We start from the raw sequence: 21580 nt of genomic DNA, 5'->3' as shown, positions 1-21580 counted from the left end.
GGCCGGGGGTTGGTCCGAGTCGTCGTCCGGGCCGGGGTCCGAGGTCGGACAAGCGCCGGGGTCGTGGGCCGGGGGCGGGTCCGAGTCGTCGTCCGGGCCGCGGCCGGAGGCCGTGCTGGAGGCGGGTCGGTGGATGGCGCCTGAGCGGCCGACCGGGTCGGGGCCGGAGGGCGGGCGAGAGCCGGGGTCGTGGGCCGGGGGTTGGTCCGAGTCGTCGTCCGGGCCGGGGTCCGAGGTCGGACAAGCGCCGGGGTCGTGGGCCGGGGGCGGGTCCGAGTCGTCGTCCGAGCCGCGGCCGGAGGCAGGGCGGCGGAGCGCGTCCGAGCGGGCGGCCGGGTCGGGGCCGGATTCTTCGCGTGAGTCCGGGCTGCCGCCCGTCACTCTCGCCCCCGGTGCGGAGCCGGCAGCGTCGGCCGAATCAGCAGATCCCGACGAGTCTCCCTCCGACGGTGTCTTCAAGGTTCGCCTCGCGAACTTCGAGGGTCCCTTCGATCTGCTCCTCCAGCTCATCTCCAAGCACAAGCTGGATGTCACCGAGGTCGCCCTCTCCAAGGTCACCGACGAGTTCATGGCGCACATCCGGGCCATGGGGCCGGACTGGGACCTGGACGAGACGACCGAGTTCCTCGTCGTCGCGGCCACCCTGCTGGACCTCAAGGCGGCCCGGCTGCTGCCCGCCGCCGAGGTCGAGGACGAGGCCGACCTCGCGCTGCTGGAGGCCCGTGACCTGCTCTTCGCGCGCCTGCTGCAGTACCGCGCCTACAAGCAGATCGCCGACATCTTCAACCGGCGCCTGGACGAGGAGGCCCGCCGCTACCCCCGTACCGTCGGCCTGGAACCCGCGCACGCCGAGCTGCTGCCCGAGGTCGTCATCAGCATCGGCCCCGAGGGCTTCGCCAGGCTCGCCGTCAAGGCGATGCAGCCCAGGCCCAAGCCGCAGGTGTACGTCGACCACATCCACGCCCCGCTGGTCAGCGTGCAGGAGCAGGCGGGGATCGTGGTGGCGCGGCTGAAGGAGCTGGGCGAGGCGAGCTTCCGGGCGCTGGTGGCGGACACCGACGACACCCTCACGGTCGTGGCCCGGTTCCTCGCGCTGCTGGAGCTGTACCGGGAGAAGGCCGTCGCCCTGGACCAGGAGACCGCCCTCGGGGACCTGATCGTGCGCTGGACCGGCGGGGACGGGGACGAGACACCGATGGTCACGGACGAGTTCGACCGACCGCCCGAGGAGCCCAAGGAGGAGAAGAAGGCGTGAGCGAGGAGATCACCGACGTCCCGGCCGGTCTGCGCACCGTCGCCGGTCTCGACCTCAAGCCCGCCCTCGAGGCGGTCCTCATGGTCGTGGACGAGCCCGCGACCGAGGAACACCTGGCGAAGATCCTGGAGCGGCCCAAGCGGCAGATCGGGAATGCGCTGCGGGAGCTGGCCGACGACTACACCGTGCAGGGCCGCGGCTTCGAGCTGCGGTTCGTCGCGGGCGGCTGGCGCTTCTACAGCCGAGCCGAGTACGCGCCCGCCGTCGAGCGGCTGGTGCTGGACGGCCAGACGGCCCGCCTCACCCAGGCGGCACTGGAGACCCTGGCCGTCGTCGCCTACCGCCAGCCGGTCAGCCGCAGCCGCGTCTCCGTCGTCCGCGGGGTCAACTGCGACGGCGTGATGCGCACCCTCCTGCAGCGCGGTCTGGTCGAGGAGGCGGGCACGGAACCCGAAACAGGTGCGATCCTGTACGGGACGACGAACTACTTCCTGGAGCGGATGGGCCTGCGCGGCCTGGACGAGCTTCCGGAACTCGCGCCCTTCCTCCCGGAGGCGGAGGCGATCGAGGCCGAGACCCAGGAGGGAGTCCCGTCGTTCGACCCGGACGCGCCCGACGCGCCCGGCGGTCAGGACGCAGACGACTAAGACGGAAACCTTGATGCGAAGCAGCGGCAGCGGAAAGAGCGGCGGGCGCGGTAACTACCGCGGTGCCGGCAACAACAGGGACGAGCGGCAGGGGCAGGGCCGTCCCCGCAAGCCCCGCCCCGAGGAGCGCCGCTACGACGTGGGCCCCGGCGCGACCAAGGACGGCCCCAAGTCCGGCCGGGGCGGCGCGGCCCGCGGCGGTGCCAAGGGCGGCCCCAAGCAGTCCCAGCAGAGCGGCGGGCGCGGCCGTACGGCCCCTGCGCGCTCGCGTGAGTACGAGGCCCGGGTCGAGGAGCGCAACCGGGAGCGGTACGCGGGCAAGAAGGACGTCAAGCTCCCCAAGACCTTCCCCGGCGCCGAGCAGGAGGGCGAGCGGCTGCAGAAGGTTCTCGCGCGCGCGGGCTACGGCTCCCGGCGCGCCTGCGAGGAGCTGATCGAGCAGGCCCGCGTCGAGATCAACGGCGAGATCGTCCTCGAGCAGGGCCGCCGGGTCGACCCGGAGAAGGACGAGGTCAAGGTCGACGGCCTGACGGTCGCGACGCAGTCGTACCAGTTCTTCTCGCTGAACAAGCCCGCCGGTGTCGTCTCCACCATGGAGGACCCGGAGGGGCGGCAGTGCCTCGGTGACTACGTCACCAACCGCGAGACCCGGCTGTTCCACGTCGGCCGGCTCGACACCGAGACCGAGGGTGTCATCCTGCTCACCAACCACGGCGAGCTGGCGCACCGGCTGACCCACCCGAAGTACGGCGTGAAGAAGACGTACCTCGCCGCCATCGTGGGCCCGATCCCGCGCGACCTCGGCAAGCGCCTGAAGGACGGCATCCAGCTGGAGGACGGCTACGCGCGCGCGGACCACTTCCGCGTCGTCGAGCAGACTGGCAAGAACTACCTGGTCGAGGTGACCCTGCACGAGGGCCGCAAGCACATCGTGCGCCGCATGCTCGCCGAGGCCGGCTTCCCGGTCGAGAAGCTGGTGCGCACCTCCTTCGGCCCGATCACCCTGGGCGACCAGAAGTCGGGCTGGCTGCGCCGCCTGTCCAACACCGAGGTCGGGATGCTCATGAAGGAGGTCGACCTCTAGGAGGCGCCTGCACGGCTTTCTGACGGCCGGTCCCGGGTTTCCCGGGATCGGCCGCCGTCGTCTGCCCGAACGGGGCTCCAGGAGGCGCTGAGGGACGCCGGGGTTCGTCGGACCCGTCCCTGGGAAGGACGCCCCGCATGACCACGTTCCGGCCCAGCAAGCGCGCCGCCACCGGATCCCTGATCGGACTCGCCCTCGGGGACGCCCTCGGCTTCCCGACCGAGTTCAACGACGTGCCCTCGATCCTCGCCAAGTGCGGGCCCTGGCGGGAGATGGAGCTGCCGGCGCACGCCTTCGTCTCCGACGACACGCAGATGACCCTCGCCCTCGGGCGCGGGCTCCGCACGGCCATGGACCGAGGGGTGCTGGCGCCGGGGCGCCTGGAGCGGCCGCTGCGCGAGGAGTTCGTGAACTGGTACGAGTCGCCGGAGAACAACCGCGCCCCCGGCCGCACCTGCCTGACCGCGTGCGGTCTGCTGAAGGAGGAGGGCCGGCCCTGGCAGGAGGCCAGCCAGATCGGCTCCAAAGGCTGCGGCGCGAACATGCGCGTCGCCCCCGTCGGGCTCACCCCCGGCCTGAGCGATGAACAGCGCGCCGGCGCCGCCCAGTTGCAGTCCGCGCTCACCCACGGACACCCCACCGCACTGGCCGCCTCCGACCTGACCGCCCGCGCCGTCCACCTGCTCGCCCGCGGCACCGATCCGGCCGGACTCGTCGGACAGCTGCGCTCGTACGCCCACGACCACCGCAGCCGCTACGACCACACCTGGCTCGGCGATCTGTGGACCCGCTCCCAGGACCCCAGCCCCGAGCACTTCATCGCACGTGGCTGGGACGAGTGCCTGGAGATCCTCGGCCGTCTGCAGGAGGCCGTGCGCACCGTCTCCCCGGAGACCGACCCGTGCCTGGCCACCGGAGCGGGCTGGATCGCCGAAGAGGCCTTCGCCACCGGGCTGCTGTGTTTCCTGCTCTTCCCCGACGAGCCCGTCACCGCCCTGCGCCGGGCCGCCTGCTCCTCGGGCGACTCCGACTCGATCGCCTGCCTCACCGGTGCCTTCGCGGGCGCCTGGCTGGGCGCGGACGCCTGGCCGACCGAGTGGGCCGACCGGATCGAGTACGGGGGAGACCTGTTGGCGCTGGGAGCGCTCTGGGACGCTTAGGCCCATGATCGACGACCTCGACATGAACCTGACGCCGGTGATCGCCGAGCAGCCCGACCCACTGCTGTTCGCGACCGTCTCCGGAGCCCACCTGTACGGCTTCCCGTCCCAGGACTCCGACCTGGACCTGCGCGGCGCCCACCTGCTGCCCGTCGCCGACCTGGTCGGGCTGCACGAGCCGGAGGAGACGCGGTCGAAGGCCTGGGTGCGGTACGGCGTCGAGATGGACCTCGTCACCCACGACGTGCGCAAGTTCGTCCGCATGATGCTCCGGCGCAACGGCTACGTACTGGAGCAGCTGCTCTCGCCCCTGGTCGCGCACACGACCGACGAGCACCGCGAGCTGATCGCGCTCGTGCCGGGCGTCCTCACCAGCCACCACGCCCACCACTACCGCGGGTTCGCGGTCACCCAGTGGCGGCTGTTCGAGAAGACCGGCGAACTCAAGCCGCTGCTCTACACCTTCCGGGTGCTGCTCACCGGCATTCACCTGATGCGCAGCGGCGAGGTGCAGGCCCATCTGCCCACGCTCCTGGAGCAGGTGGACGCGCCCGGCTATCTGCCCGAGCTGATAGCCGCCAAGGCGGAGCAGGAGCACGGCACCACCGACATCGAGCACGCGCGCGTGGAGGCCGACCTGGAGCGGCTGCACGCCGTGCTCGACGAGGCGCAGGCCGCCTCAGTCCTGCCCGACGCGCCCAGCGCCCACGACGCCCTGCACGACTTCGTGGTCCGCGTCCGGCCGGCAGGCTGAGGCACGCCGGACCCGGTGCAGGAAGTCGGCCACGCGCGCGTGGTCCGGTTCCGGCGGCAGCGGGGTGCGGCGCAGGGCCGCCTCGGTCTCGGCCGACAGACGGACCATCCGCGCCTCGGCCTCCGCCCAGGGCACCTCGCCCCGCTTCACCGCCAGCAGCGGCTCCCGCTGGTCGCCGACGTCGATCCGCAGCTCTCCGGTGCGCAGCAGGTCGCGGGCGCTCATCAGCAGGCGCAGCAGGTGCATCGCGTGCTTCCAGCGCGGGGCGCCCGTCGTACGGACGTCGGCGTCCAGCTTGCGGCGCTGACCCAGGGCATAGCCGGTGAAGGTGTCGTAGACCTGCCGGGAGAGGAAGGCGCTGCGCAGGGACAGCAGCTCACGCCCGGTGTCGTCCACCCGCTCCACCAGCGGGGAGTGCAGGCACTCCAGGATGTTCGGGTTGCCGCGCAGCGCCAGCTCGCAGAACCGCTCCAGCTCCCAGGAGAACTGCTCCTCGCCCGGCCCCTCCACATGCGTCGGCGGCTTCTTGAACCGCCAGAACAGGGGAGTGGGGGCGAGGAAGACGCCCCTGCGGTCGGTGTCGCTGGTCTCCGTGGCCAGCCCGAAGGCCCGCGACCCCATGACACAGGCGTAGATCGTGTGCTCGCGCACCAGTTCCTCGGGCTGCATGCCGGGAGCCTACGCGGGCCGCTCACGCCAGGCGGATCGAATTTCCCTCCACCTTGATCGTCTCGGCGGGCAGCGCCTTGGTCGCCGGGCCGTGCACCACCGAGCCGTCGGCGATGCGGTACTTGCTGCCGTGACAGGGGCAGTCGATGGTGCCGTCCGCCACCCGGTTCACCGTGCACCCCTGGTGCGTGCAGATCGCCGAGAAGGCCTTGAAGTCGCCCTTCTTCGGCTGGGTGACCACGATCTTCTGCCGCGTGAAGATCTTGCCGCCGCCCACCGGGATGTCGCCGGTCATCGCCAGCGCCGGACTGACGGGCGACGAGGAGCCGTCCGACGCCGAGGCGCCCTCGGACGGCGAGGAACTCTCGGACGGGGCGGAGCTCTCGGTGCTCTTGCCGCCGCATCCGGCGGCGAGCGCCGCCGCGCCCGTGGTGAGAACCGTGCGCCGGGTCGTGCTGTGGGTCATGTCGTCACTCCGAACATCGACAGGAAGAAAGCCGTAATTCGCCGCATTTTCCCATCGACGTGATCAAAGTCGAAGGAAGCCGAGAGGGCGCAGAGCGGCCGTCACCGGTCCGGCCCCCGTCTCAGCGGGCGGGCGCCGCGCGCCCGGCCGGCGCGGTCTGACTACGCTGGACGACCAAGAGCCGATACGCATGTCAGCGAGGAGCAGCGCCGTGGCGGTACGAGCGGTCCGGGGGGCCGTCCAACTGGAGCGGGACGAGGCCGGTCACATGGACGAGCAGGTGGGCGCCCTGCTCACCGCCGTCCTGGAGCGGAACGGACTCACCGCCGACGACCTGATCAGCATCTGGTTCACGGCCACCCCCGACCTGCACAGCGACTTCCCGGCGGCCGCCGCGCGCAAGCTCGGCATCGTGGACGTCCCGCTGATCTGCGCCCAGGAGCTGGACGTCGAGGGCGCCATGCCCCGGGTCGTCCGGGTGCTCGCGCACGTCGAGTCGGACACGCCCCGCGCCGACATCGTCCACGTCTACCTCGGCGCCGCCGCCGCCCTGCGCAAGGACATCGCCCAGTGAGGACCGCACTCGTCATCGGCACCGGACTCATCGGCACCTCCGCCGCGCTCGCGCTCACCCAGCGGGGCGTCACCGTCCACCTCGACGACCACGACCCCGAGCAGGCCCGTACGGCGGCCGCGCTCGGCGCCGGCACCGACGCGGCCCCCGAAGGCCCCGTGGACCTCGCGATCGTCGCCGCCCCGCCCGCCCACGTGGCCGCCGTCCTGGGCGACGCGATGGCCCGGGGCGTGGCACGCGGCTACGTCGACGTGGCCAGCGTCAAGGGCGGCCCGCGCCGCGAGCTGGAGGCCCGCGGCCTGGACCTGTCCGCCTACATCGGCACCCACCCCATGTCCGGCCGGGAGAAGTCCGGCCCGCTGGCCGCCACCGCCGACCTCTTCGAGGGCCGCCCCTGGGTGCTCACCCCGACCCGGGACACCGACACCGAGGTGCTGAACCTCGCCCTGGAACTGGTCTCGCACTGCCGGGCCGTCCCGGTCGTCATGGACGCCGACGCCCACGACCGGGCCGTCGCCCTCGTCTCGCACATGCCCCATCTGGTCTCCAGCATGGTCGCCGCGCGCCTGGAGCACGCCGAGGAGGCCGCCGTACGGCTGTGCGGGCAGGGCATCCGGGACGTGACCCGGATCGCCGCCTCCGACCCCCGGATGTGGATCGACATCCTCTCCGCCAACCCCGGCCCGGTCGCCGACCTCCTCGCGGACGTCTCCGCCGACCTGGAGGAGACCGTGCGCGCCCTGCGCGCCCTGCAGTCCTCCGACGACGACAAACGGCGCGCGGGCAGCCAGGGCATCGAGGACGTGCTGCGGCGCGGGAATGCCGGGCAGGTACGGGTGCCCGGCAAGCACGGCAGCGCGCCGCGCGTGTACGACACCGTCGTCGTCCTCATCGACGACCAGCCCGGCCAGCTGGCCCGCATCTTCGCGGACGCCGGACGGGCCGGGGTCAACGTCGAGGACGTACGCATCGAGCACGCGACGGGGCAGCAGGCCGGTCTGGTGCAGCTCATGGTGGAGCCGAAGGCGGCACCGGTGTTGAAGGAGGCGCTGCGTGAGCGAGGCTGGGCGTTGCGGCAGTAGGAAGCCGGACCGTCCGGACGAGTGACCCGCACCCAGTAACCTTGTCCAGGGCGCTCTCGCTCCCCGCACCCCGCTCACCGCACCGCACCAGGAAGGTGTCCCCCCGTGGAAAACGGCGCCCCGACCGCCAAGCCCGTGATCGTTGCGATCGACGGCCCCTCCGGCACGGGCAAGTCGAGCACGTCGAAGGCCGTGGCCGCGCAGCTCGGCCTGAGCTACCTGGACACCGGCGCCCAGTACCGGGCGATCACCTGGTGGATGGTGTCCAACGGCATCGACCTGGAGGACCCGACCGCCATCGCGGCCGTCGCCGGCAAGCCGGAGATCGTCTCGGGCACCGACCCGGCCGCCCCGACCATCACGGTCGACGGCGTCGACGTGGCCGGCCCGATCCGCACCCAGGAGGTCACCTCCAAGGTCAGCGCCGTCAGCGCGGTGCCCGAGGTGCGCTCCCGGATCACCGAGCTGCAGCGCTCGCTGGCCGTCGGCGCCGAGCGGGGCATCGTGGTCGAGGGCCGGGACATCGGTACGACCGTGCTGCCGGAAGCAGACCTGAAGATCTTCCTCACCGCCTCCCCGGAGGCCCGCGCGGCCCGCCGCAGCGGCGAGCTGAAGGGCGCGGACATCCACGCCACCCGCGAGGCGCTGATCAAGCGGGACGCAGCCGACTCCAACCGCAAGACCTCGCCGCTCGCCAAGGCCGGCGACGCCGTCGAGGTGGACACCACCGAGCTCACCCTCGCCCAGGTCATCGAGTGCGTCGTCACCCTGGTCGAGGAGAAGCGGGCCGGGAAGTGAGCCTTCCGTCCGAGCGGGGCGCCGAGGTCGGGCGGCGCATCGGCGTCGGCCTGATGCACGGGCTGTGGAAGCCGCGCGTGCTCGGCGCCTGGAGGGTGCCCGCGACCGGCCCGGCGATCCTCGCCGTGAACCACTCCCACAACATCGACGGCCCGATGGTCATGGGCGTCTCGCCCCGGCCGACGCACTTCCTGATCAAGAAGGAGGCGTTCGTCGGCCCGCTGGGCACGTTCCTGACCGGCATCGGCCAGCTGAAGGTGGACCGCACGTCCGCCGACCGCACGGCGATCACCGAGGCCCTCGGCGTCCTGGACAACGGGGGAGTGCTGGGCATTTTCCCGGAGGGCACCCGGGGCGAGGGCGACTTCGCCTCCCTGCGGGCCGGGCTCGCCTACTTCGCGGTCCGCAGCGGGGCACCGATCGTGCCCGTGGCGGTCCTGGGAAGCTCCGAGAGGCCGGGGCGGTTGATAAAGACACTGCCCCCGCTGCGCTCCCGCGTCGACGTCGTCTTCGGCGACCCGTTCGAGGCGGGCGACGGCAGCGGGCGGCGTACGCGCAGGGCGCTCGACGAGGCGACCGAACGCATCCAGAAGCAGCTCACCAGCCACCTGGAAAACGCCAGGCACCTGACCGGGCGTTAGGGCCTGCCCAGCGGATCATGCCGGAGACGCGGGGCCTGGCACGCCCATCCGCGGCGTTGTCGTCGGTTGCCGACTCCCCCACGCTCGGCTGCGCTCGCGCGGGGGGACCCCCATCGCGTCGCCGCCCTCCTCCGCCTTGCGGCTGGACGCACCAGGCCCCGCTCAGCGGCGCTGGTCGGATACCGTTGATTTCCTCCGGCCTGATCCGCCGGACAGGCCCAAGCGACACTTGAGTAGTGGATCAGCCGGAAGAAACCGGGCCGATCCACCGACCACCACGAATGAACAACGAGGTACGGACTTCATGAACGACGACATCCAGCCCGACGGCTCGGCCGAGCACGAGTACGAGCACGGGGCGCTCGGCGACGCCGAGTACGCGGAGTTCATGGAGCTCGCCGCCGAAGAGGGCTTCGACATCGAGGACGTCGAGGGCGCCATCGAGGCGGCGGGCCACGGCCCGCTGCCCGTGCTCGCCGTCGTCGGCCGCCCCAATGTCGGCAAGTCGACCCTGGTGAACCGGATCATCGGCCGTCGCGAGGCGGTCGTCGAGGACAAGCCCGGCGTCACCCGCGACCGCGTCACCTACGAGGCCGAGTGGGCCGGGCGCCGCTTCAAGGTCGTCGACACCGGCGGCTGGGAGCAGGACGTCCTCGGCATCGACGCCTCCGTCGCCGCCCAGGCCGAGTACGCGATCGAGGCGGCCGACGCGGTCGTCTTCGTCGTGGACGCCAAGGTCGGCGCCACCGACACCGACGAGGCGGTCGTCCGGCTGCTGCGCAAGGCCGGCAAGCCCGTGGTGCTGTGCGCCAACAAGGTCGACGGCCAGAGTGGCGAGGCGGACGCGGCCTACCTGTGGTCCCTGGGTCTTGGCGAGCCGCACCCGGTCTCCGCGCTGCACGGCCGCGGCACCGGCGACATGCTGGACGCAGTCCTGGAGGCCCTGCCGGAGGCGCCCGCGCAGACCTTCGGCACCGCGCTCGGCGGTCCGCGCCGCATCGCGCTGATCGGCCGCCCGAACGTCGGCAAGTCCTCGCTGCTCAACAAGGTGGCCGGGGAGGAGCGCGTCGTCGTCAACGAACTGGCGGGCACCACCCGCGACCCGGTCGACGAGCTGATCGAACTGGGCGGCGTGACCTGGAAGTTCGTCGACACCGCCGGTATCCGCAAGCGCGTCCACCTCCAGCAGGGCGCCGACTACTACGCCTCGCTGCGCACCGCGGCCGCCGTCGAGAAGGCCGAGCTGGCCGTCATCCTGATCGACGCCTCCGAGAACATCTCGGTTCAGGACCAGCGCATCGTCACCATGGCCGTGGAGGCGGGCCGCGCGGTCGTCCTCGCCTTCAACAAGTGGGACACCCTCGACGAGGAGCGCCGCTACTACCTGGAGCGCGAGATCGAGACCGAGCTGGGCCAGGTCGCCTGGGCGCCGCGCGTCAACGTCTCGGCCCGCACCGGCCGGCACATGGAGAAGCTGGTCCCGGCGATCGAGACGGCGCTGGCGGGCTGGGAGACGCGCGTGCCGACCGGCCGTCTGAACGCCTTCCTCGGTGAGCTGGTCTCGGCCCACCCGCACCCGGTCCGGGGCGGCAAGCAGCCGCGCATCCTGTTCGGAACCCAGGCGGGCACCAAGCCCCCGCGGTTCGTCCTCTTCGCCTCCGGCTTCATCGAGGCGGGCTACCGCCGCTTCATCGAGCGCCGCCTGCGCGAGGAGTTCGGCTTCGAGGGCACCCCGATCCACATCTCCGTGCGGGTGCGCGAGAAGCGCGGCACGAAGAAGAAGTAGCGAGCTCCACGGCGAAGGGCGGCCCCTGTCCAAGGGGCCGCCCTTCGCCGTGTGTCACATCCCTCGGCGCGGACCGGGCGGCAGCGCCGCCGGCACGTAGTGCATCCCGGTGTCCGGATGCCGCCCGAGCGAGCCGACCCGCTGCCACTGGGCCTGCTGCTGACCGCTGCCGTGGCGGGCGCTGTACGCCCCCGCGCTGTAGGCGCTGTAGGAGTTCGACCGGTACGAGCCGGTGCCGTGCGGGGCGCTCCCGAAGGCGCTGAACTCCAGTCCCTCCTCGCCGCTGCGGTCGCCCGGCAGCGTACGGAAGCTCTTGACCCACTCCGCGTAGAGCGAGTCGTAGATCGGCGTGGCCGAGAGCCCACCGACCCCGTCATGCCCCATATGAGTGGACAGAACGGAGGAATAGGCGGACCGGCGGTGAGGAGCGTCGTATGCGTGCACGTATGTCCAAACGACCGAAACTTTAAAGGGATGCGGTCGGACATACGGGGCGACCCTCAGGTCCCGGCGAGCGGCAGTGCCGCAGCGACCAGCTTCCCGTGCGCCGCCGCCTTGTCCAGCGCGTCCCGCAGCAGATCCTCCCGGGGCTGCCGCCCGATCGAGCCCACCGGTGCCGCGAACATCAGCACCTGCTGGTGCTTGTTGGCGGCAGCCCGCCAGCTGTCCGTCACCTGCAGCGGCTGGTGCGCCTGCCACCAGGCCACCGGCTGCCCGCCGCCCGTGCCCGGCTGGAGCACCGCGTGCAGCTGGCCCATGGCGAGCAGCACCGACCAGCCGTGCAGCACCGGCGGCACGGTCGTCAGTTCCGTCACCGGCATGAAGCCCTGCTCGATGAGCAGCGGGAGGAAGTCGTCGCCGACCGCGGTGGAGCCGGGGCGCACGATCGGAGCGGTCGGCTCGACGACGAGCGCGGGGTGCAACTCGCCCTCGACCAGCACGAGTCCGCTGGTCACGCCGAGCACCGCCTGCTCGGTGGCGGCCTTGTGCGGCTCGCCGCCGCCCGCGCCGTGGCCGATGGAGCGGACCGCGCCCTGCAGCTGCTCCTCGGTGACCTGGACGACCTGCGAGGGCAGGCAGCTGGCGTGGGCGAAGGCGAGGACGGCGGTCTCGTCGCCGACGAACAGAACGGTGCTGGTGCGCTCCTGCTCGGAGTCGCCCGGGGTGCGGCAGGACGTGCAGTCGTAACTGCCCGGGGCGTTCTCTCCGGCGAGCAGCCGGTCGGCTTCTTCGTCGCCGATCTCGGCGCGTACGGCGTCACTGACGTCGAGCATGCGCGGCACGGTGGCTCCCTCGGGATGCGGTGTGCTGGGTCGGCCGGGTGGGTCCCGGCCCCTGAGCCCCGGGGTTCCGGGCTCATGAAGAAGACAACGGGCGTCCTGTGGTGGTGGTCACGCCCCGAGGGGAACGGAATCGAACCATCCACCGCACAGGGTCACCTTCGGTACGGAATGCGCCACTCACCGTCAACTTCCCGCGTAGTCAAGGAACTTGAACGGGTGAAGTGGGTCACAGATCGCGTCGGTCGGTGGTCGAAAAATCAGGAAATCAGCGCATGAAAGGGCTGGCTGAAAATCGCCGATACCCAGGGTAACGGCCAACTGGCCTGGAATGACAAGGAGTTGGTTGATATCGGCTGCCCGTTCTCCCTACATTCCTCCGCCGTGTGCAACTAGCACCGCTCGGGTACGTCCGCCGGCCGGCACCAGGCAGAGCACGATCAGGCACCGGCCGCGGCGGACGGGGCGGGTGCGAGGAACCGCGGTCCTACGCGGGGAGGCGCGCTCCGCCTGGGGGAGCCCGGGTTCGTGGAGAGGGAATTACATGTCCGAGTGTGCCGATACCAGCCGCACCACCGCTCGTCACGACAGCGCCCGCAAGGGCCGTACGACGGCCGCCCTCGCCGGGGCGGCGCTGCTGGCCCCGCTGGGCCTGCTGGCCGCGACCGGCAACGCCGCCGCGGCGGACAACGGCGTGTGGGACCGCATCGCCCAGTGCGAGAGCGGTGGCAACTGGCACATCAACACCGGCAACGGCTACTACGGCGGGCTCCAGTTCTCCGCCGGCACCTGGCGCGCGTACGGCGGCACCGCCTACGCCCCGACGGCCGACCAGGCCTCCAGGAGCGCGCAGATCGCCGTCGCCACCAAGGTCCAGCACGCCCAGGGCTGGGGTGCCTGGCCGGTCTGCTCGGCCCGGGCCGGAGCCTTTGGCGCGGCACCGGCGACCGCCTCCTCGGGGACGGCCGCGTCCTCGGGCAGGACCGCTTCGAAGAGCAGCGTGACGACGAAGTCCGCGCCGGCGAAGCCCGCTCCCGCAAAGGCGCCGGGGCGCCCGGCAGGTCACACCGACCGCAGCGCCTCCCGCGGCGACTACACCGTCCGCGAGGGCGACACCCTGAGCGCCATCGCCGCCCGGCACGGGACCAGCTGGCAGCGGATCTACGCCGCCAACAAGAAGGCCATCGGCGACGATCCCAACCTGATCGTGCCCGGCCAGCGCCTGGCGCTCTGAGTGCTCTGAGCGCACAACAGCCGCTGTCCTCTCCCTGACAGAGGACAGCGGCTGTCCGCATCCCCTGGCAGACTCGCCCCATGTTGGAGACCTCGGCACGACTGCTGCGCCTGCTCTCGCTGCTCCAGGCCCACCGCGAGTGGTCCGGCGCCGAACTCGCGGAGCGGTTGGGCGTCACCCCGCGCACGATCCGGCGGGACGTGGACCGGCTGCGCGAGCTGGGCTACCCGGTCAACGCGAGCCCCGGAACCGGGGGCGGCTACCAGCTGGGCGCGGGCGCCGAACTGCCCCCGCTGCTGCTGGACGACGACGAGGCCGTCGCCGTCGCCGTGGGGCTGCGTACTGCAGCGGGACAGGGCATCGAGGGCATCGGCGAGACCTCCGTACGCGCCCTCGCCAAGCTGGAACAGGTGCTGCCGGACCGGCTGCGCCGCCGGGTGGGCGCCCTCAACGCCTTCACCGTGCCGATGCTGCGGGGCCCGCAGCCCTCCGCCGTCGACCCGGCCGTGCTCACCGAACTCGCCCACCTGTGCCGGGATGCCGAGCGGCTGCGCTTCGAGTACCGCAGCCACGAGGGCGCCGCCAGCCGCCGTACCGTCGAGCCGTACCGGCTGGTGTGCACCGAGCGGCGCTGGTACCTGGTCGCCTGGGACGTGGACCGGGAGGACTGGCGGACCTTCCGCGTCGACCGCATCACACCCAAGCCGCCGCACGGCCCGCGGTTCCCCCCGCGCGAGCCGCCCGCCGAGGATCTCGCCGCCTATGTGTCGAAGGGCGTCTCCAGGAGCACGTACGCCACGCAGTCCGCCGTCCGGCTGCTGGTGCCGCTGCCCGAGGCCGCCGAGCTGATCTCACCGTCCGCGGGGACGCTGGAGGCGGACGGCGAGGACGCCTGCATCCTGCGCAGCGGCGCGGCGAACCTCGAGGTGATGGTCGTTCACATCATGATGATGGGGGTTCCCTTCGAGGTGCTGGAGCCCGCCGAGCTGATCGAGACCATCAGGACGGTGCGGGACCGGCTCGACGCCGCCCTGGTGCGGGGCCTGGGCACGTACGGCGGTCGTGTGCCGAATCCGTGAATTTCCTATGCGGCGTCAGCTCGCCCGGCATGGCGCGGGATTCCGCGGGGAATCACGTGCCGGGCCCGTCCCGATCCGTACTGCGGTGTATTCCGCCGGGTAATTCCGAGGGGTGATCCGACACGCGGGAATTCTGTTCGATTACACCGGTAAGGGGTACGGAAACGCCCGTACGTGTGATGGAGTTCGGCGGAAACGACTGTCGGGAACCTGTGACAGAAGTGTGACCGGAGAGGAACGCGTGGCGTGGGCCACGGGGTCCCGCTTCCGTCGCCGTCCGATGCGGCCTAGCGTGGCCGCATGGCACCGATTCCCACTCCGCCAGCGGAGCCCCAGGACAGTCCCGACGGGTACGTCGGCCTCGACGCCCCGCGCGCCGAGCGGCTCGCTCGGGAGCGCGGCTGGTCGACGGTACGGTCGCTGCCGCCGGGCACGATCATCACCATGGAGTACCGGGTGGGGCGGCTCAACTTCGAGGTGCGGGACGGCCGGGTGACCCGCGCCTGGAAGGGCTGAGACTCCTCGCGTGGACGACGAAGGCCCCGCTCCCGGAAGGGGGAGGCGGGGCCTTGGCCCGGGCGGGGTGGGCTGTGCGTACCGGACCCCGCCGCCGTGGGAGTGTCAGCCGCCCGTCAGGGGACGCGCCTGCTGGGCGGTGCCGCGCGGCAGCCGGTCCGCGTGCGGCAGCCGGTCGGCGTGCGGCGGGCGGCGGCTGCCCGCCGGGGTGACCGGGGTGCGCTCCGAGCGGGCCGTGTGCGGTCCCGGGGCCAGATGGATCGGGACCCGGGAGCCGCGCACCGGCGACACCGGTTCGCGCGCCGGAACGGACTCGGCGGTGGCCGGACGCCGCTTGAGCAGCACCGGAGCAGGCGTGACCGGGGCGGCGGGCGCGGGCACCGTACGGCCGCGGCGGGCGCGCCAGCGGTCGCGCAGGTCGAAGAGCGCGGTCTCGGTCCTCGCGATCAGCGGCTCGAACCAGGGCAGGGCGAGCATGATCAGCAGGCCCGCGGCCCAGCCCAGCAGCACGTCGCTCAGCCAGTGCGTACCGAGGTAGACGGTGGTGAGGCCGACGCCGAGCGAGGTGATCGCGGAGAGCGCGGACAGCCAGCGGCGCGCTCTCGGGGTGGAGGCCAGATAGGCCAGGATCCCCCAGGTCACCACCGCGTTGGCGGTGTGGCCGCTGGGGAATATATCGCCGCCCAGACCCATCTCGTTCGAGCCGATCACGGTCGCGTAGTGCGGACCGAGCCGCCCCATGCCGAGCTTGGCGGCGCCGACCGTGATGTTCAGCAGGAGCAGCGAGGCGGCCAGGGTCAGCAGCGGGCGGAGCGTGTGCTGCCGCCAGGAGCGCCAGCCGAGCCAGGCCGCGACCATCACGGCGGTGGGGCCGCGCTGGCCGAGCACCACGTAGTAGTCGAGGAAGGCGTGGATCTGCGGCCACTGCTGGTACGGCCGGAAGAACATGACCTGCCAGTCGAGCCGGACCAGCCAGGAGGTGATCACCACGGCCCAGACGATCGCCAGGTAAAAGGCGAGGGTCGCGGTGAACAGCACGACCCGGTGCCGGCTCATCCGCGGCACATCGATGTGAGCCGGTCGTTCCGGCTCACGGTCCAGCCTGGCGAACACCCGGTCCAGACTCCGGGTGAGGTTTCGTTCGGTACGCACCCAATCGACGTTACAGCGAGTGAGCTCTGTTCCCGGTCGAAACAGCGGCTTTGTGATGACGATGTGATGTGGGAAACCTCTCAGGAGCGGCCCGAATTCCTGGGATTCCGCAATCCTGTGAGCCTGCTTCCTGCAATTCCTTTGATCATGCCGGGTGGCCGGTTTTGGGGCGCTTATGAATTCGTTCACCGAATCATGGGATGGAATTCAGAGGGTGCTCATCCGGTGCCAGAAGTTGATCATGGAGGGCCGGATCCGTTCAGCCAGAAGGCGCCGTAGACCGCCGTCGCCACCGCCACACCCGCCGTGACCAGCGCAGACCTCGACGTCCGCAGCCCGGCAAGGGCGCGGGCGAGTGGGAACAGCACCGGGAAGGCCGGCATCAGCAGCCGCGGTTTCGAGCCGAAGTAACTCGACGCGCACAGGGCGAGGGCCAGGACGACACCGGTGTAGACCAGCAGCGGAACGGGCTGGCGCTGGCGTACGCCGGTCACGTAGAGCCAGATCAGCAACGCGACCCCGACGATCAGGCCGGCGCCGGCGAGAGCCGACGGAATTGACGTGAACTTGTCGATTACGAAGCGTGCGAAGGCGTACCCGCCGTCGAATCCGTTGCGCCAGCCCGCCTGCACATCGAGATACCCGAGCGGGCCCTTGCCGGTGCGGTGACCGACCCAGAGGACATAACCGGCGGCCCCCAGGGGCGCGAGGGCCATGCCGAGGGCGCGCGACCAGACGGGTGCGCCGGTGGTGGGAGAGGCAGCGCGTGTCATGCCGGGCGCGCCAGTAGGAGAGGAGGGGGTGAGTCGGCAATCGTGCGCCTCGCGCGTGCGCCGCGTGCTTCGGTCCCGCACGAACGAGACCACGCCCGCCACCCACACCGCCGCGACCACCGCGAGCCCCACCGGCCGGGTCAGCCCGGCCAGCGCCGCCAGTGCGCCCGCGCTCACCCACCGGCCGGTCAGCACCGCATACAGCGACCACGCGGCCAGCGCCGTGAACAGGGACTCGCTGTACGCCATCGACTGCACGATCCCGACCGGCAGCACCGCCCACAGCAGCACCGCGCAGACCCCGACGCGCGGCCCGTACACCCGCACCGCCACCGCGAAGATCCCGCAGGCCGCCGCGAGTGAGGCGAGCAGGCTGACGACGAAGCCGGCGTCGGCGTACGACAGCGGCGTGACCGCATGCAGCAGCCGCTCCAGCCAGGGCAGCAGCGGAAAGAACGCCAGATTCGAGTGGACGTCGCCGTTCGGCAGCCGCACCTGGTAGCCGTAGCCCAGCTCGGCGACCCGCGTGTACCAGAGCGAGTCCCAGCGCGCGGTCAGCAGGGTGTACGCGCTCTTGCCGCGCGCCGCGCTCCACACGACCAGCGCGACCAGGCCCAGGGCACGCACGGCGGCGTACCCGAGCAGGGCCGGGGCCGCCCGGCGCAGGAGCCGGGCGCGGGCGGGGGCCACGCGCGCTTCAAGATCGGTCACGGACTCGATTATCGACCGGACGGGGAACCGGACCGGCCGCCGGGGCGTGGTCAAGAGCGGGCAAGGTGGCGTACGCCACACGGGTTCGGTGCTGCGTGTGAGAGGTCCGCCACCCTTGCCCGCAGCGAACTCGCGTACGCTGACGAGTCACCCGCGTGGGATGGCGCGGGCCGGAGACACCGCTCCTCTCCGGCCGTACGACGGGAAGTCCCCACCCCGCCGACCCGCCGCACGCGAGGGATCATCTGGGAGGTACGTACATGTCCGGGACGACCTCGGCTGCCGTACGGCTGCGCCGTCGGGCGACCGGAGCCGGCGCAAACCGCTGGGTCGTCCTCGTCGTCCTCTGCGTCAGCCTGCTGCTGGTCGCCCTCGACGCGACCGTGCTCCACGTGGCGGTCCCCGCCGTCACCGAGGACCTCAAGCCCGGCGCGATAGCACTGCTGTGGATCGTCGACGTCTACCCGCTGGTGTGCGCCTCCCTGCTGATCCTGTTCGGCACGCTGGGCGACCGGGTCGGCCGCAGGCGCATCCTGCTCCTCGGCTACGCCCTGTTCGGCGTCGCCTCCGCCGTGGCCGCCCTCGCGCAGACCGCGGAAACGCTGATCCTCGCCCGGGCGCTGCTCGGCGTCGGCGGCGCGATGATCATGCCCGCGACCCTGTCGATCCTCCGCCAGGTCTTCCCGGACCGGCGCGAACGTGCGCTGGCGATCGGCATCTGGAGCGCGGTCGCGGCCGTCGGCGCCGCGGTCGGACCGCTGCTCGGCGGCTTCCTGCTGGAGCACTTCTGGTGGGGTGCCGTCTTCCTCGTCAACATCCCGCTGATGCTCGTCAGCCTGCCGGTCGGCCGGATGCTGCTGCCCGAGTCGCGGGGCGACCGCGACGGCCCGTGGGACGTGGTCGGCGCGCTGCTGGCCGCGGCCGGCCTGTTCGGTGTCGTGCTGGGCGTGAAGCGGCTCGGCGGCGGCGAGCCGGTGGCGAGCCCGTTCACCCTGGTGCCGCTGCTGGCGGGCGCGGCACTCCTCTTCTTCTTCGTACGACGACAGGGCCGGCGCCCGCATCCGCTGGTGGACCTGCGGATGTTCCGGCGGCCGGCGTTCAGCACGTCGGTGGGCTGCATCGTGCTGGCGATGCTCGCGCTGGTGGGCCTGGAGCTGATCGCGGCCCAGTACCTGCAACTGGTGCTCGGCCTCTCGCCGCTGGAGACGGGCCTGAGGCTGCTGCCGCTGACCATCGCGGCGATGGCGGCGGGCCTCGCGGGCGCAGGGATGCTGCGCCGCTTCGGACCGCGCCGGATGGTGTGCTTCGGCTTCTGCCTCACTGCGGCGGCGGTCCTGACGCTGACGGCGATGGGCGGCAGGGACAACGCGGGCCTGCTGCTGTGCGGCTTCGTCCTGCTCGGCTTCGGCCTGGAGACCACGCTCTTCGGGGCGTACGAGTCGATGCTGAGCGAGGCCCCGGCCGAGCAGGCCGGCGGCGCCGCGGCGATCGGCGAGACGTCGTACCAGCTCGGCGCCGGGATCGGCATCGCGCTGCTCGGCAGCGTGATGAACGCGGCCTATGCGCCCGGTCTCGCGTCGGTGCCGGGCGTCCCGCCGCACGCTTCGGACGCCGCGGGCCACTCGCTCGGCGAGGCCTACGAGGTGGCCGGACGCCTCGGCGGTTCCGCCGGGGCGGCGCTGCGCCGAGCGGCGCGGGACTCCTTCGTGCACGGTCTGCATGTGACGCTGCTGGTGAGCGCTGGTCTGCTGCTGCTGGGCGCGGTGATGGCGCTGCGGCTGCCCCGGGTCATGCACTGCGGAGAGATCGAGGGCCCCGAGGTGGAGCTGCCGTCCCCGCGGGAGGCGGAGCTGCCGAGGGTGTCGGCCTGACCCCTGCTCTGGACGTACGGGACACTGCACCGTAACGTCGGGCCCAGAGTCGTAACTAGCGTTGCTAGTTTTCACTGTGCCTCAGCGTGCCTCAGTGTCCCGGAGGGTGTTCCATGTCCGCGTCCGCGAAGTTGCCCCCGTTCGATGCCGCCGACCCGCTCGGGATCGACGACCTCCTGGAGCCGGAGGACCTGGCCGTTCGGGACACCGTCCGCAGCTGGGCGGCCGACCGCGTGCTGCCCTACGTCGCCGACTGGTACGAGCGCGGCGAGCTGCCCGGCATCAGGGACCTCGCGCGCGAACTCGGCGGCATCGGCGCCCTGGGCATGTCCCTCACCGGGTACGGCTGCGCGGGCGCGAGCGCCGTGCAGTACGGCCTGGCCTGCCTGGAGTTGGAAGCCGCCGACTCGGGCATCCGTTCCCTGGTCTCCGTGCAGGGCTCGCTGGCCATGTACGCGATCCACCGGTTCGGCAGCGAGGAGCAGAAGCAGGAGTGGCTGCCCCGCATGGCCGCCGGCGAGGTGATCGGCTGCTTCGGCCTCACCGAGCCCGACCACGGCTCCGACCCGGCCTCCATGCGCACCCACGCCAAGCGCGACGGCGACGACTGGGTGCTGAACGGCCGCAAGATGTGGATCACCAACGGGTCGGTCGCCGGGGTGGCCGTCGTCTGGGCCCAGACCGAGGAGGGCATCCGCGGCTTCGCCGTCCCCACCGACAGCCCCGGCTTCTCGGCCCCGGAGATCAAGCACAAGTGGTCCCTGCGCGCCTCGGTGACCAGCGAACTCGTCCTCGACGACGTACGGCTGCCCGCCACCGCCGTCCTCCCCGAGGTCACCGGACTGCGCGGCCCGCTCGCCTGTCTCTCGCACGCCCGCTACGGCATCGTCTGGGGCGCGATGGGCGCGGCGCGCAGCAGCTTCGAGGCGGCCCTGGAGTACGCGAAGACGCGGGAGCAGTTCGGGCGGCCCATCGGCGGCTTCCAGCTCACCCAGGCCAAACTCGCCAACATGGCGGTCGAACTGCACAAGGGGATCCTGCTCGCCCATCATCTGGGGCGGCGGATGGACGCCGGCCGCCTGCGGCCCGAGCAGGTCAGCTTCGGCAAGCTCAACAACGTCCGGGAGGCCATCGAGATCTGCCGCACGGCGCGGACGATCCTCGGCGCCAACGGGATCTCCCTGGAGTACCCCGTGATGCGGCACGCGACCAACCTCGAGTCGGTGCTCACCTACGAGGGCACCGTCGAGATGCACCAGCTCGTGCTGGGCAAGGCGCTCACCGGGCTCGACGCCTTCCGCTGACCCCTGGGGCCGAGGCGGGGCCGGTGAGCGGCCCTGCCTCAGCTCTGGTTGAAGAAGCCGTCGTCGCGGCGCGCGGGCTCGCCGCTGATGATCTCCGTGTTCGAGGGCGTCAGCAGGAAGACCCGGTTCGCGACCCGCTCGATCGTGCCCCGCAGGCCGAAGGTCAGCCCGGCTGCGAAGTCGACGACGCGCTTGGCGTCGGCGGGCTCCATCGCGGTGAGGTTCACGATGACCGGGACGCCGTCCCGGAACAGCTCGCCGATGGCTCGGGCGTCCCGGAAGCTGTCCGGCGTGACCGTGCCGATCCGGCGGCCCTTCTCCTCGGCCGTGTCCGTGGCCACCTTCACCCGGGGGTCCGTGACCCATGCGTCCCCGGACTCGGTGCCCTCGGTGTAGTCGTCGTCGTAGTAGCGCTCGTCATCGTTGTCGTCGACGAGGCCGAGCCACGCACTCGCCTTGCGTACCGATCCCATGGACGCCTCCTCTCACAGCGGTCCTTCTTGCTTCCGCATCCCTATGGTCATCCATGATGCGGACGGCGCGCCAAGTGGATAGACGCCGCGCGGGGGGTTTGTGACGGTACTGGTGCACAGGCGATCCGTCGAGAGTCCTTGTGTCCCAAGGGTCCTGACTCTTACGGCTGCTGACTGAGAGTGAAATATGATTGTCGTCGGCGGATGGGTGATGTGCCGTGCGTATGGGTGAACACGCCACGACGGGCTGCTGGTTCTCGGTTCTGACGGA

The 21580-nt window shown here is 71.7% G+C and carries 21 protein-coding genes and 1 pseudogene; 15 read left to right on the top strand and 7 right to left on the bottom strand.

The genetic code is table 11. The features are described 5' to 3' along the window. Positions 1 to 133: 133 nt before the first annotated feature. The 5 genes from ACZ5DS_RS18020 (at position 134) to ACZ5DS_RS18000 (ending at position 4900) form a co-directional block, all read left to right on the top strand. Complete coding sequence (locus tag ACZ5DS_RS18020) at positions 134 to 1255, top strand: segregation and condensation protein A (RefSeq protein WP_468239227.1); 1122 nt, start codon at positions 134 to 136, stop codon at positions 1253 to 1255. Further along, positions 1252 to 1902, top strand: a complete 651-nt coding sequence (gene scpB, locus ACZ5DS_RS18015) for an SMC-Scp complex subunit ScpB (RefSeq protein WP_468239224.1) — start codon at positions 1252 to 1254, stop codon at positions 1900 to 1902. Before ACZ5DS_RS18020 ends, scpB begins: the two co-directional genes overlap by 4 nt. Before the next feature lie 13 nt (positions 1903 to 1915). Next, complete coding sequence (locus tag ACZ5DS_RS18010) at positions 1916 to 2986, top strand: pseudouridine synthase (protein ID WP_468239221.1); 1071 nt, start codon at positions 1916 to 1918, stop codon at positions 2984 to 2986. 137 nt (positions 2987 to 3123) lie between these two features. Continuing rightward, positions 3124 to 4146 (top strand): ADP-ribosylglycohydrolase family protein, encoded by a 1023-nt coding sequence (locus ACZ5DS_RS18005; RefSeq protein ID WP_468239219.1) that lies wholly within the window; start codon positions 3124 to 3126, stop codon positions 4144 to 4146. A 4-nt stretch (positions 4147 to 4150) separates the two neighbouring features. Continuing rightward, entirely contained in the window at positions 4151 to 4900 is a 750-nt protein-coding gene (locus tag ACZ5DS_RS18000; RefSeq protein ID WP_468239216.1) for a nucleotidyltransferase domain-containing protein, read from the top strand. Here the strand turns inward: ACZ5DS_RS18000 and ACZ5DS_RS17995 are convergent. Together ACZ5DS_RS17995 and ACZ5DS_RS17990 are read right to left on the bottom strand one after the other, a co-directional pair. Continuing rightward, positions 4826 to 5569, bottom strand: coding sequence for a nucleotidyltransferase domain-containing protein (locus ACZ5DS_RS17995; RefSeq protein WP_468239213.1), 744 nt, complete (start codon positions 5567 to 5569; stop codon positions 4826 to 4828). The two genes, ACZ5DS_RS18000 and ACZ5DS_RS17995, sit on opposite strands and share 75 nt — an antisense overlap. A 22-nt stretch (positions 5570 to 5591) precedes the next feature. Next, positions 5592 to 6035, bottom strand: a complete 444-nt coding sequence (locus tag ACZ5DS_RS17990) for a Rieske (2Fe-2S) protein (protein WP_468239210.1) — start codon at positions 6033 to 6035, stop codon at positions 5592 to 5594. A gap of 211 nt (positions 6036 to 6246) precedes the next feature. Between ACZ5DS_RS17990 and aroH the strand changes: the two genes are divergently transcribed. The 5 genes from aroH to der all read left to right on the top strand — a co-directional run bounded on the left by aroH (position 6247) and on the right by der (position 10916). Next, on the top strand, positions 6247 to 6609 hold the full coding sequence (gene aroH / locus ACZ5DS_RS17985; protein WP_468239207.1) for a chorismate mutase: 363 nt from the start codon (positions 6247 to 6249) through the stop codon (positions 6607 to 6609). Then, positions 6606 to 7691, top strand: a complete 1086-nt coding sequence (locus ACZ5DS_RS17980) for a prephenate dehydrogenase (protein ID WP_468239204.1) — start codon at positions 6606 to 6608, stop codon at positions 7689 to 7691. Before aroH ends, ACZ5DS_RS17980 begins: the two co-directional genes overlap by 4 nt. Before the next feature lie 105 nt (positions 7692 to 7796). Continuing rightward, complete coding sequence (cmk, locus tag ACZ5DS_RS17975) at positions 7797 to 8489, top strand: (d)CMP kinase (RefSeq protein WP_468239202.1); 693 nt, start codon at positions 7797 to 7799, stop codon at positions 8487 to 8489. 53 nt (positions 8490 to 8542) lie between these two features. Then, on the top strand, positions 8543 to 9130 hold the full coding sequence (locus ACZ5DS_RS17970) for a lysophospholipid acyltransferase family protein (protein WP_468239310.1): 588 nt from the start codon (positions 8543 to 8545) through the stop codon (positions 9128 to 9130). A 304-nt stretch (positions 9131 to 9434) separates the two neighbouring features. Then, on the top strand, positions 9435 to 10916 hold the full coding sequence (gene der, locus ACZ5DS_RS17965) for a ribosome biogenesis GTPase Der (protein WP_468239200.1): 1482 nt from the start codon (positions 9435 to 9437) through the stop codon (positions 10914 to 10916). Between the two features lie 54 nt (positions 10917 to 10970). Here the strand turns inward: der and ACZ5DS_RS17960 are convergent, their stop codons facing one another. Both ACZ5DS_RS17960 and ACZ5DS_RS17955 read right to left on the bottom strand, forming a co-directional pair. Continuing rightward, positions 10971 to 11360, bottom strand: coding sequence for a hypothetical protein (locus tag ACZ5DS_RS17960; RefSeq protein ID WP_468239197.1), 390 nt, complete (start codon positions 11358 to 11360; stop codon positions 10971 to 10973). A gap of 56 nt (positions 11361 to 11416) precedes the next feature. Continuing rightward, the gene (locus ACZ5DS_RS17955; RefSeq protein WP_468239194.1) at positions 11417 to 12199 is read right to left on the bottom strand and encodes a hypothetical protein; all 783 of its coding nucleotides are present in this window, start codon (positions 12197 to 12199) and stop codon (positions 11417 to 11419) included. Positions 12200 to 12740: 541 nt separating this feature from the next. On the opposite strand from ACZ5DS_RS17955, the gene ACZ5DS_RS17950 reads away from it, so the two are divergent. The 3 genes and pseudogenes from ACZ5DS_RS17950 to ACZ5DS_RS17940 all read left to right on the top strand — a co-directional run bounded on the left by ACZ5DS_RS17950 (position 12741) and on the right by ACZ5DS_RS17940 (position 15025). Beyond that, entirely contained in the window at positions 12741 to 13430 is a 690-nt protein-coding gene (locus tag ACZ5DS_RS17950; RefSeq protein ID WP_468239191.1) for a transglycosylase family protein, read from the top strand. An 80-nt stretch (positions 13431 to 13510) separates the two neighbouring features. Next, positions 13511 to 14470, top strand: a pseudogene (locus tag ACZ5DS_RS17945) (helix-turn-helix transcriptional regulator); the annotation flags it as partial. A 339-nt stretch (positions 14471 to 14809) separates the two neighbouring features. Then, positions 14810 to 15025 carry an I78 family peptidase inhibitor gene (locus tag ACZ5DS_RS17940; RefSeq protein WP_468239189.1) on the top strand — a complete coding sequence of 72 codons (216 nt, stop codon included), beginning with the start codon at positions 14810 to 14812 and terminating at the stop codon, positions 15023 to 15025. 105 nt (positions 15026 to 15130) lie between these two features. Here ACZ5DS_RS17940 and ACZ5DS_RS17935 read toward each other — a convergent pair whose 3' ends face one another. Continuing rightward, the gene (locus ACZ5DS_RS17935) at positions 15131 to 16177 is read right to left on the bottom strand and encodes a phosphatase PAP2 family protein (protein WP_468239186.1); all 1047 of its coding nucleotides are present in this window, start codon (positions 16175 to 16177) and stop codon (positions 15131 to 15133) included. A 239-nt stretch (positions 16178 to 16416) separates the two neighbouring features. Beyond that, entirely contained in the window at positions 16417 to 17661 is a 1245-nt protein-coding gene (locus ACZ5DS_RS17930; RefSeq protein WP_468239183.1) for a mannosyltransferase family protein, read from the bottom strand. Positions 17662 to 17921: 260 nt separating this feature from the next. Here ACZ5DS_RS17930 and ACZ5DS_RS17925 point away from each other — a divergent pair, with 260 nt between their 5' ends. Both ACZ5DS_RS17925 and ACZ5DS_RS17920 read left to right on the top strand, forming a co-directional pair. Further along, positions 17922 to 19532: an MFS transporter gene (locus ACZ5DS_RS17925; RefSeq protein WP_468239180.1), complete on the top strand. Its 1611-nt coding sequence runs from the start codon at positions 17922 to 17924 to the stop codon at positions 19530 to 19532. A 113-nt stretch (positions 19533 to 19645) separates the two neighbouring features. Continuing rightward, complete coding sequence (locus ACZ5DS_RS17920; RefSeq protein ID WP_468239177.1) at positions 19646 to 20836, top strand: acyl-CoA dehydrogenase family protein; 1191 nt, start codon at positions 19646 to 19648, stop codon at positions 20834 to 20836. Between the two features lie 38 nt (positions 20837 to 20874). Here the strand turns inward: ACZ5DS_RS17920 and ACZ5DS_RS17915 are convergent, their stop codons facing one another. Further along, positions 20875 to 21309 carry a cell division protein SepF gene (locus ACZ5DS_RS17915; protein WP_468239174.1) on the bottom strand — a complete coding sequence of 145 codons (435 nt, stop codon included), beginning with the start codon at positions 21307 to 21309 and terminating at the stop codon, positions 20875 to 20877. Between the last annotated feature and the right edge of the window lie 271 nt (positions 21310 to 21580).

It is taken from the genome of Streptomyces sp. NPDC031100 (genome assembly GCF_055570785.1).
Note: the sequence above shows the minus strand (reverse complement) of the source record. Positions and strands in the feature narration are given on the sequence as shown.

Coding starts and splice junctions, on each gene's coding strand:
- ACZ5DS_RS18020 (WP_468239227.1), top strand. CDS start 134: ATGGCGCCTGAGCGGCCGACCGGGTCGGGGCCGGAGGGCGGGCGAGAG.
- ACZ5DS_RS18010 (WP_468239221.1), top strand. CDS start 1,916: ATGCGAAGCAGCGGCAGCGGAAAGAGCGGCGGGCGCGGTAACTACCGC.
- ACZ5DS_RS18005 (WP_468239219.1), top strand. CDS start 3,124: ATGACCACGTTCCGGCCCAGCAAGCGCGCCGCCACCGGATCCCTGATC.
- ACZ5DS_RS18000 (WP_468239216.1), top strand. CDS start 4,151: ATGATCGACGACCTCGACATGAACCTGACGCCGGTGATCGCCGAGCAG.
- ACZ5DS_RS17995 (WP_468239213.1), bottom strand. CDS start 5,569: ATGCAGCCCGAGGAACTGGTGCGCGAGCACACGATCTACGCCTGTGTC.
- ACZ5DS_RS17990 (WP_468239210.1), bottom strand. CDS start 6,035: ATGACCCACAGCACGACCCGGCGCACGGTTCTCACCACGGGCGCGGCG.
- ACZ5DS_RS17970 (WP_468239310.1), top strand. CDS start 8,543: ATGCACGGGCTGTGGAAGCCGCGCGTGCTCGGCGCCTGGAGGGTGCCC.
- der (WP_468239200.1), top strand. CDS start 9,435: ATGAACGACGACATCCAGCCCGACGGCTCGGCCGAGCACGAGTACGAG.
- ACZ5DS_RS17950 (WP_468239191.1), top strand. CDS start 12,741: ATGTCCGAGTGTGCCGATACCAGCCGCACCACCGCTCGTCACGACAGC.
- ACZ5DS_RS17940 (WP_468239189.1), top strand. CDS start 14,810: ATGGCACCGATTCCCACTCCGCCAGCGGAGCCCCAGGACAGTCCCGAC.
- ACZ5DS_RS17925 (WP_468239180.1), top strand. CDS start 17,922: ATGTCCGGGACGACCTCGGCTGCCGTACGGCTGCGCCGTCGGGCGACC.
- ACZ5DS_RS17920 (WP_468239177.1), top strand. CDS start 19,646: ATGTCCGCGTCCGCGAAGTTGCCCCCGTTCGATGCCGCCGACCCGCTC.
- ACZ5DS_RS17915 (WP_468239174.1), bottom strand. CDS start 21,309: ATGGGATCGGTACGCAAGGCGAGTGCGTGGCTCGGCCTCGTCGACGAC.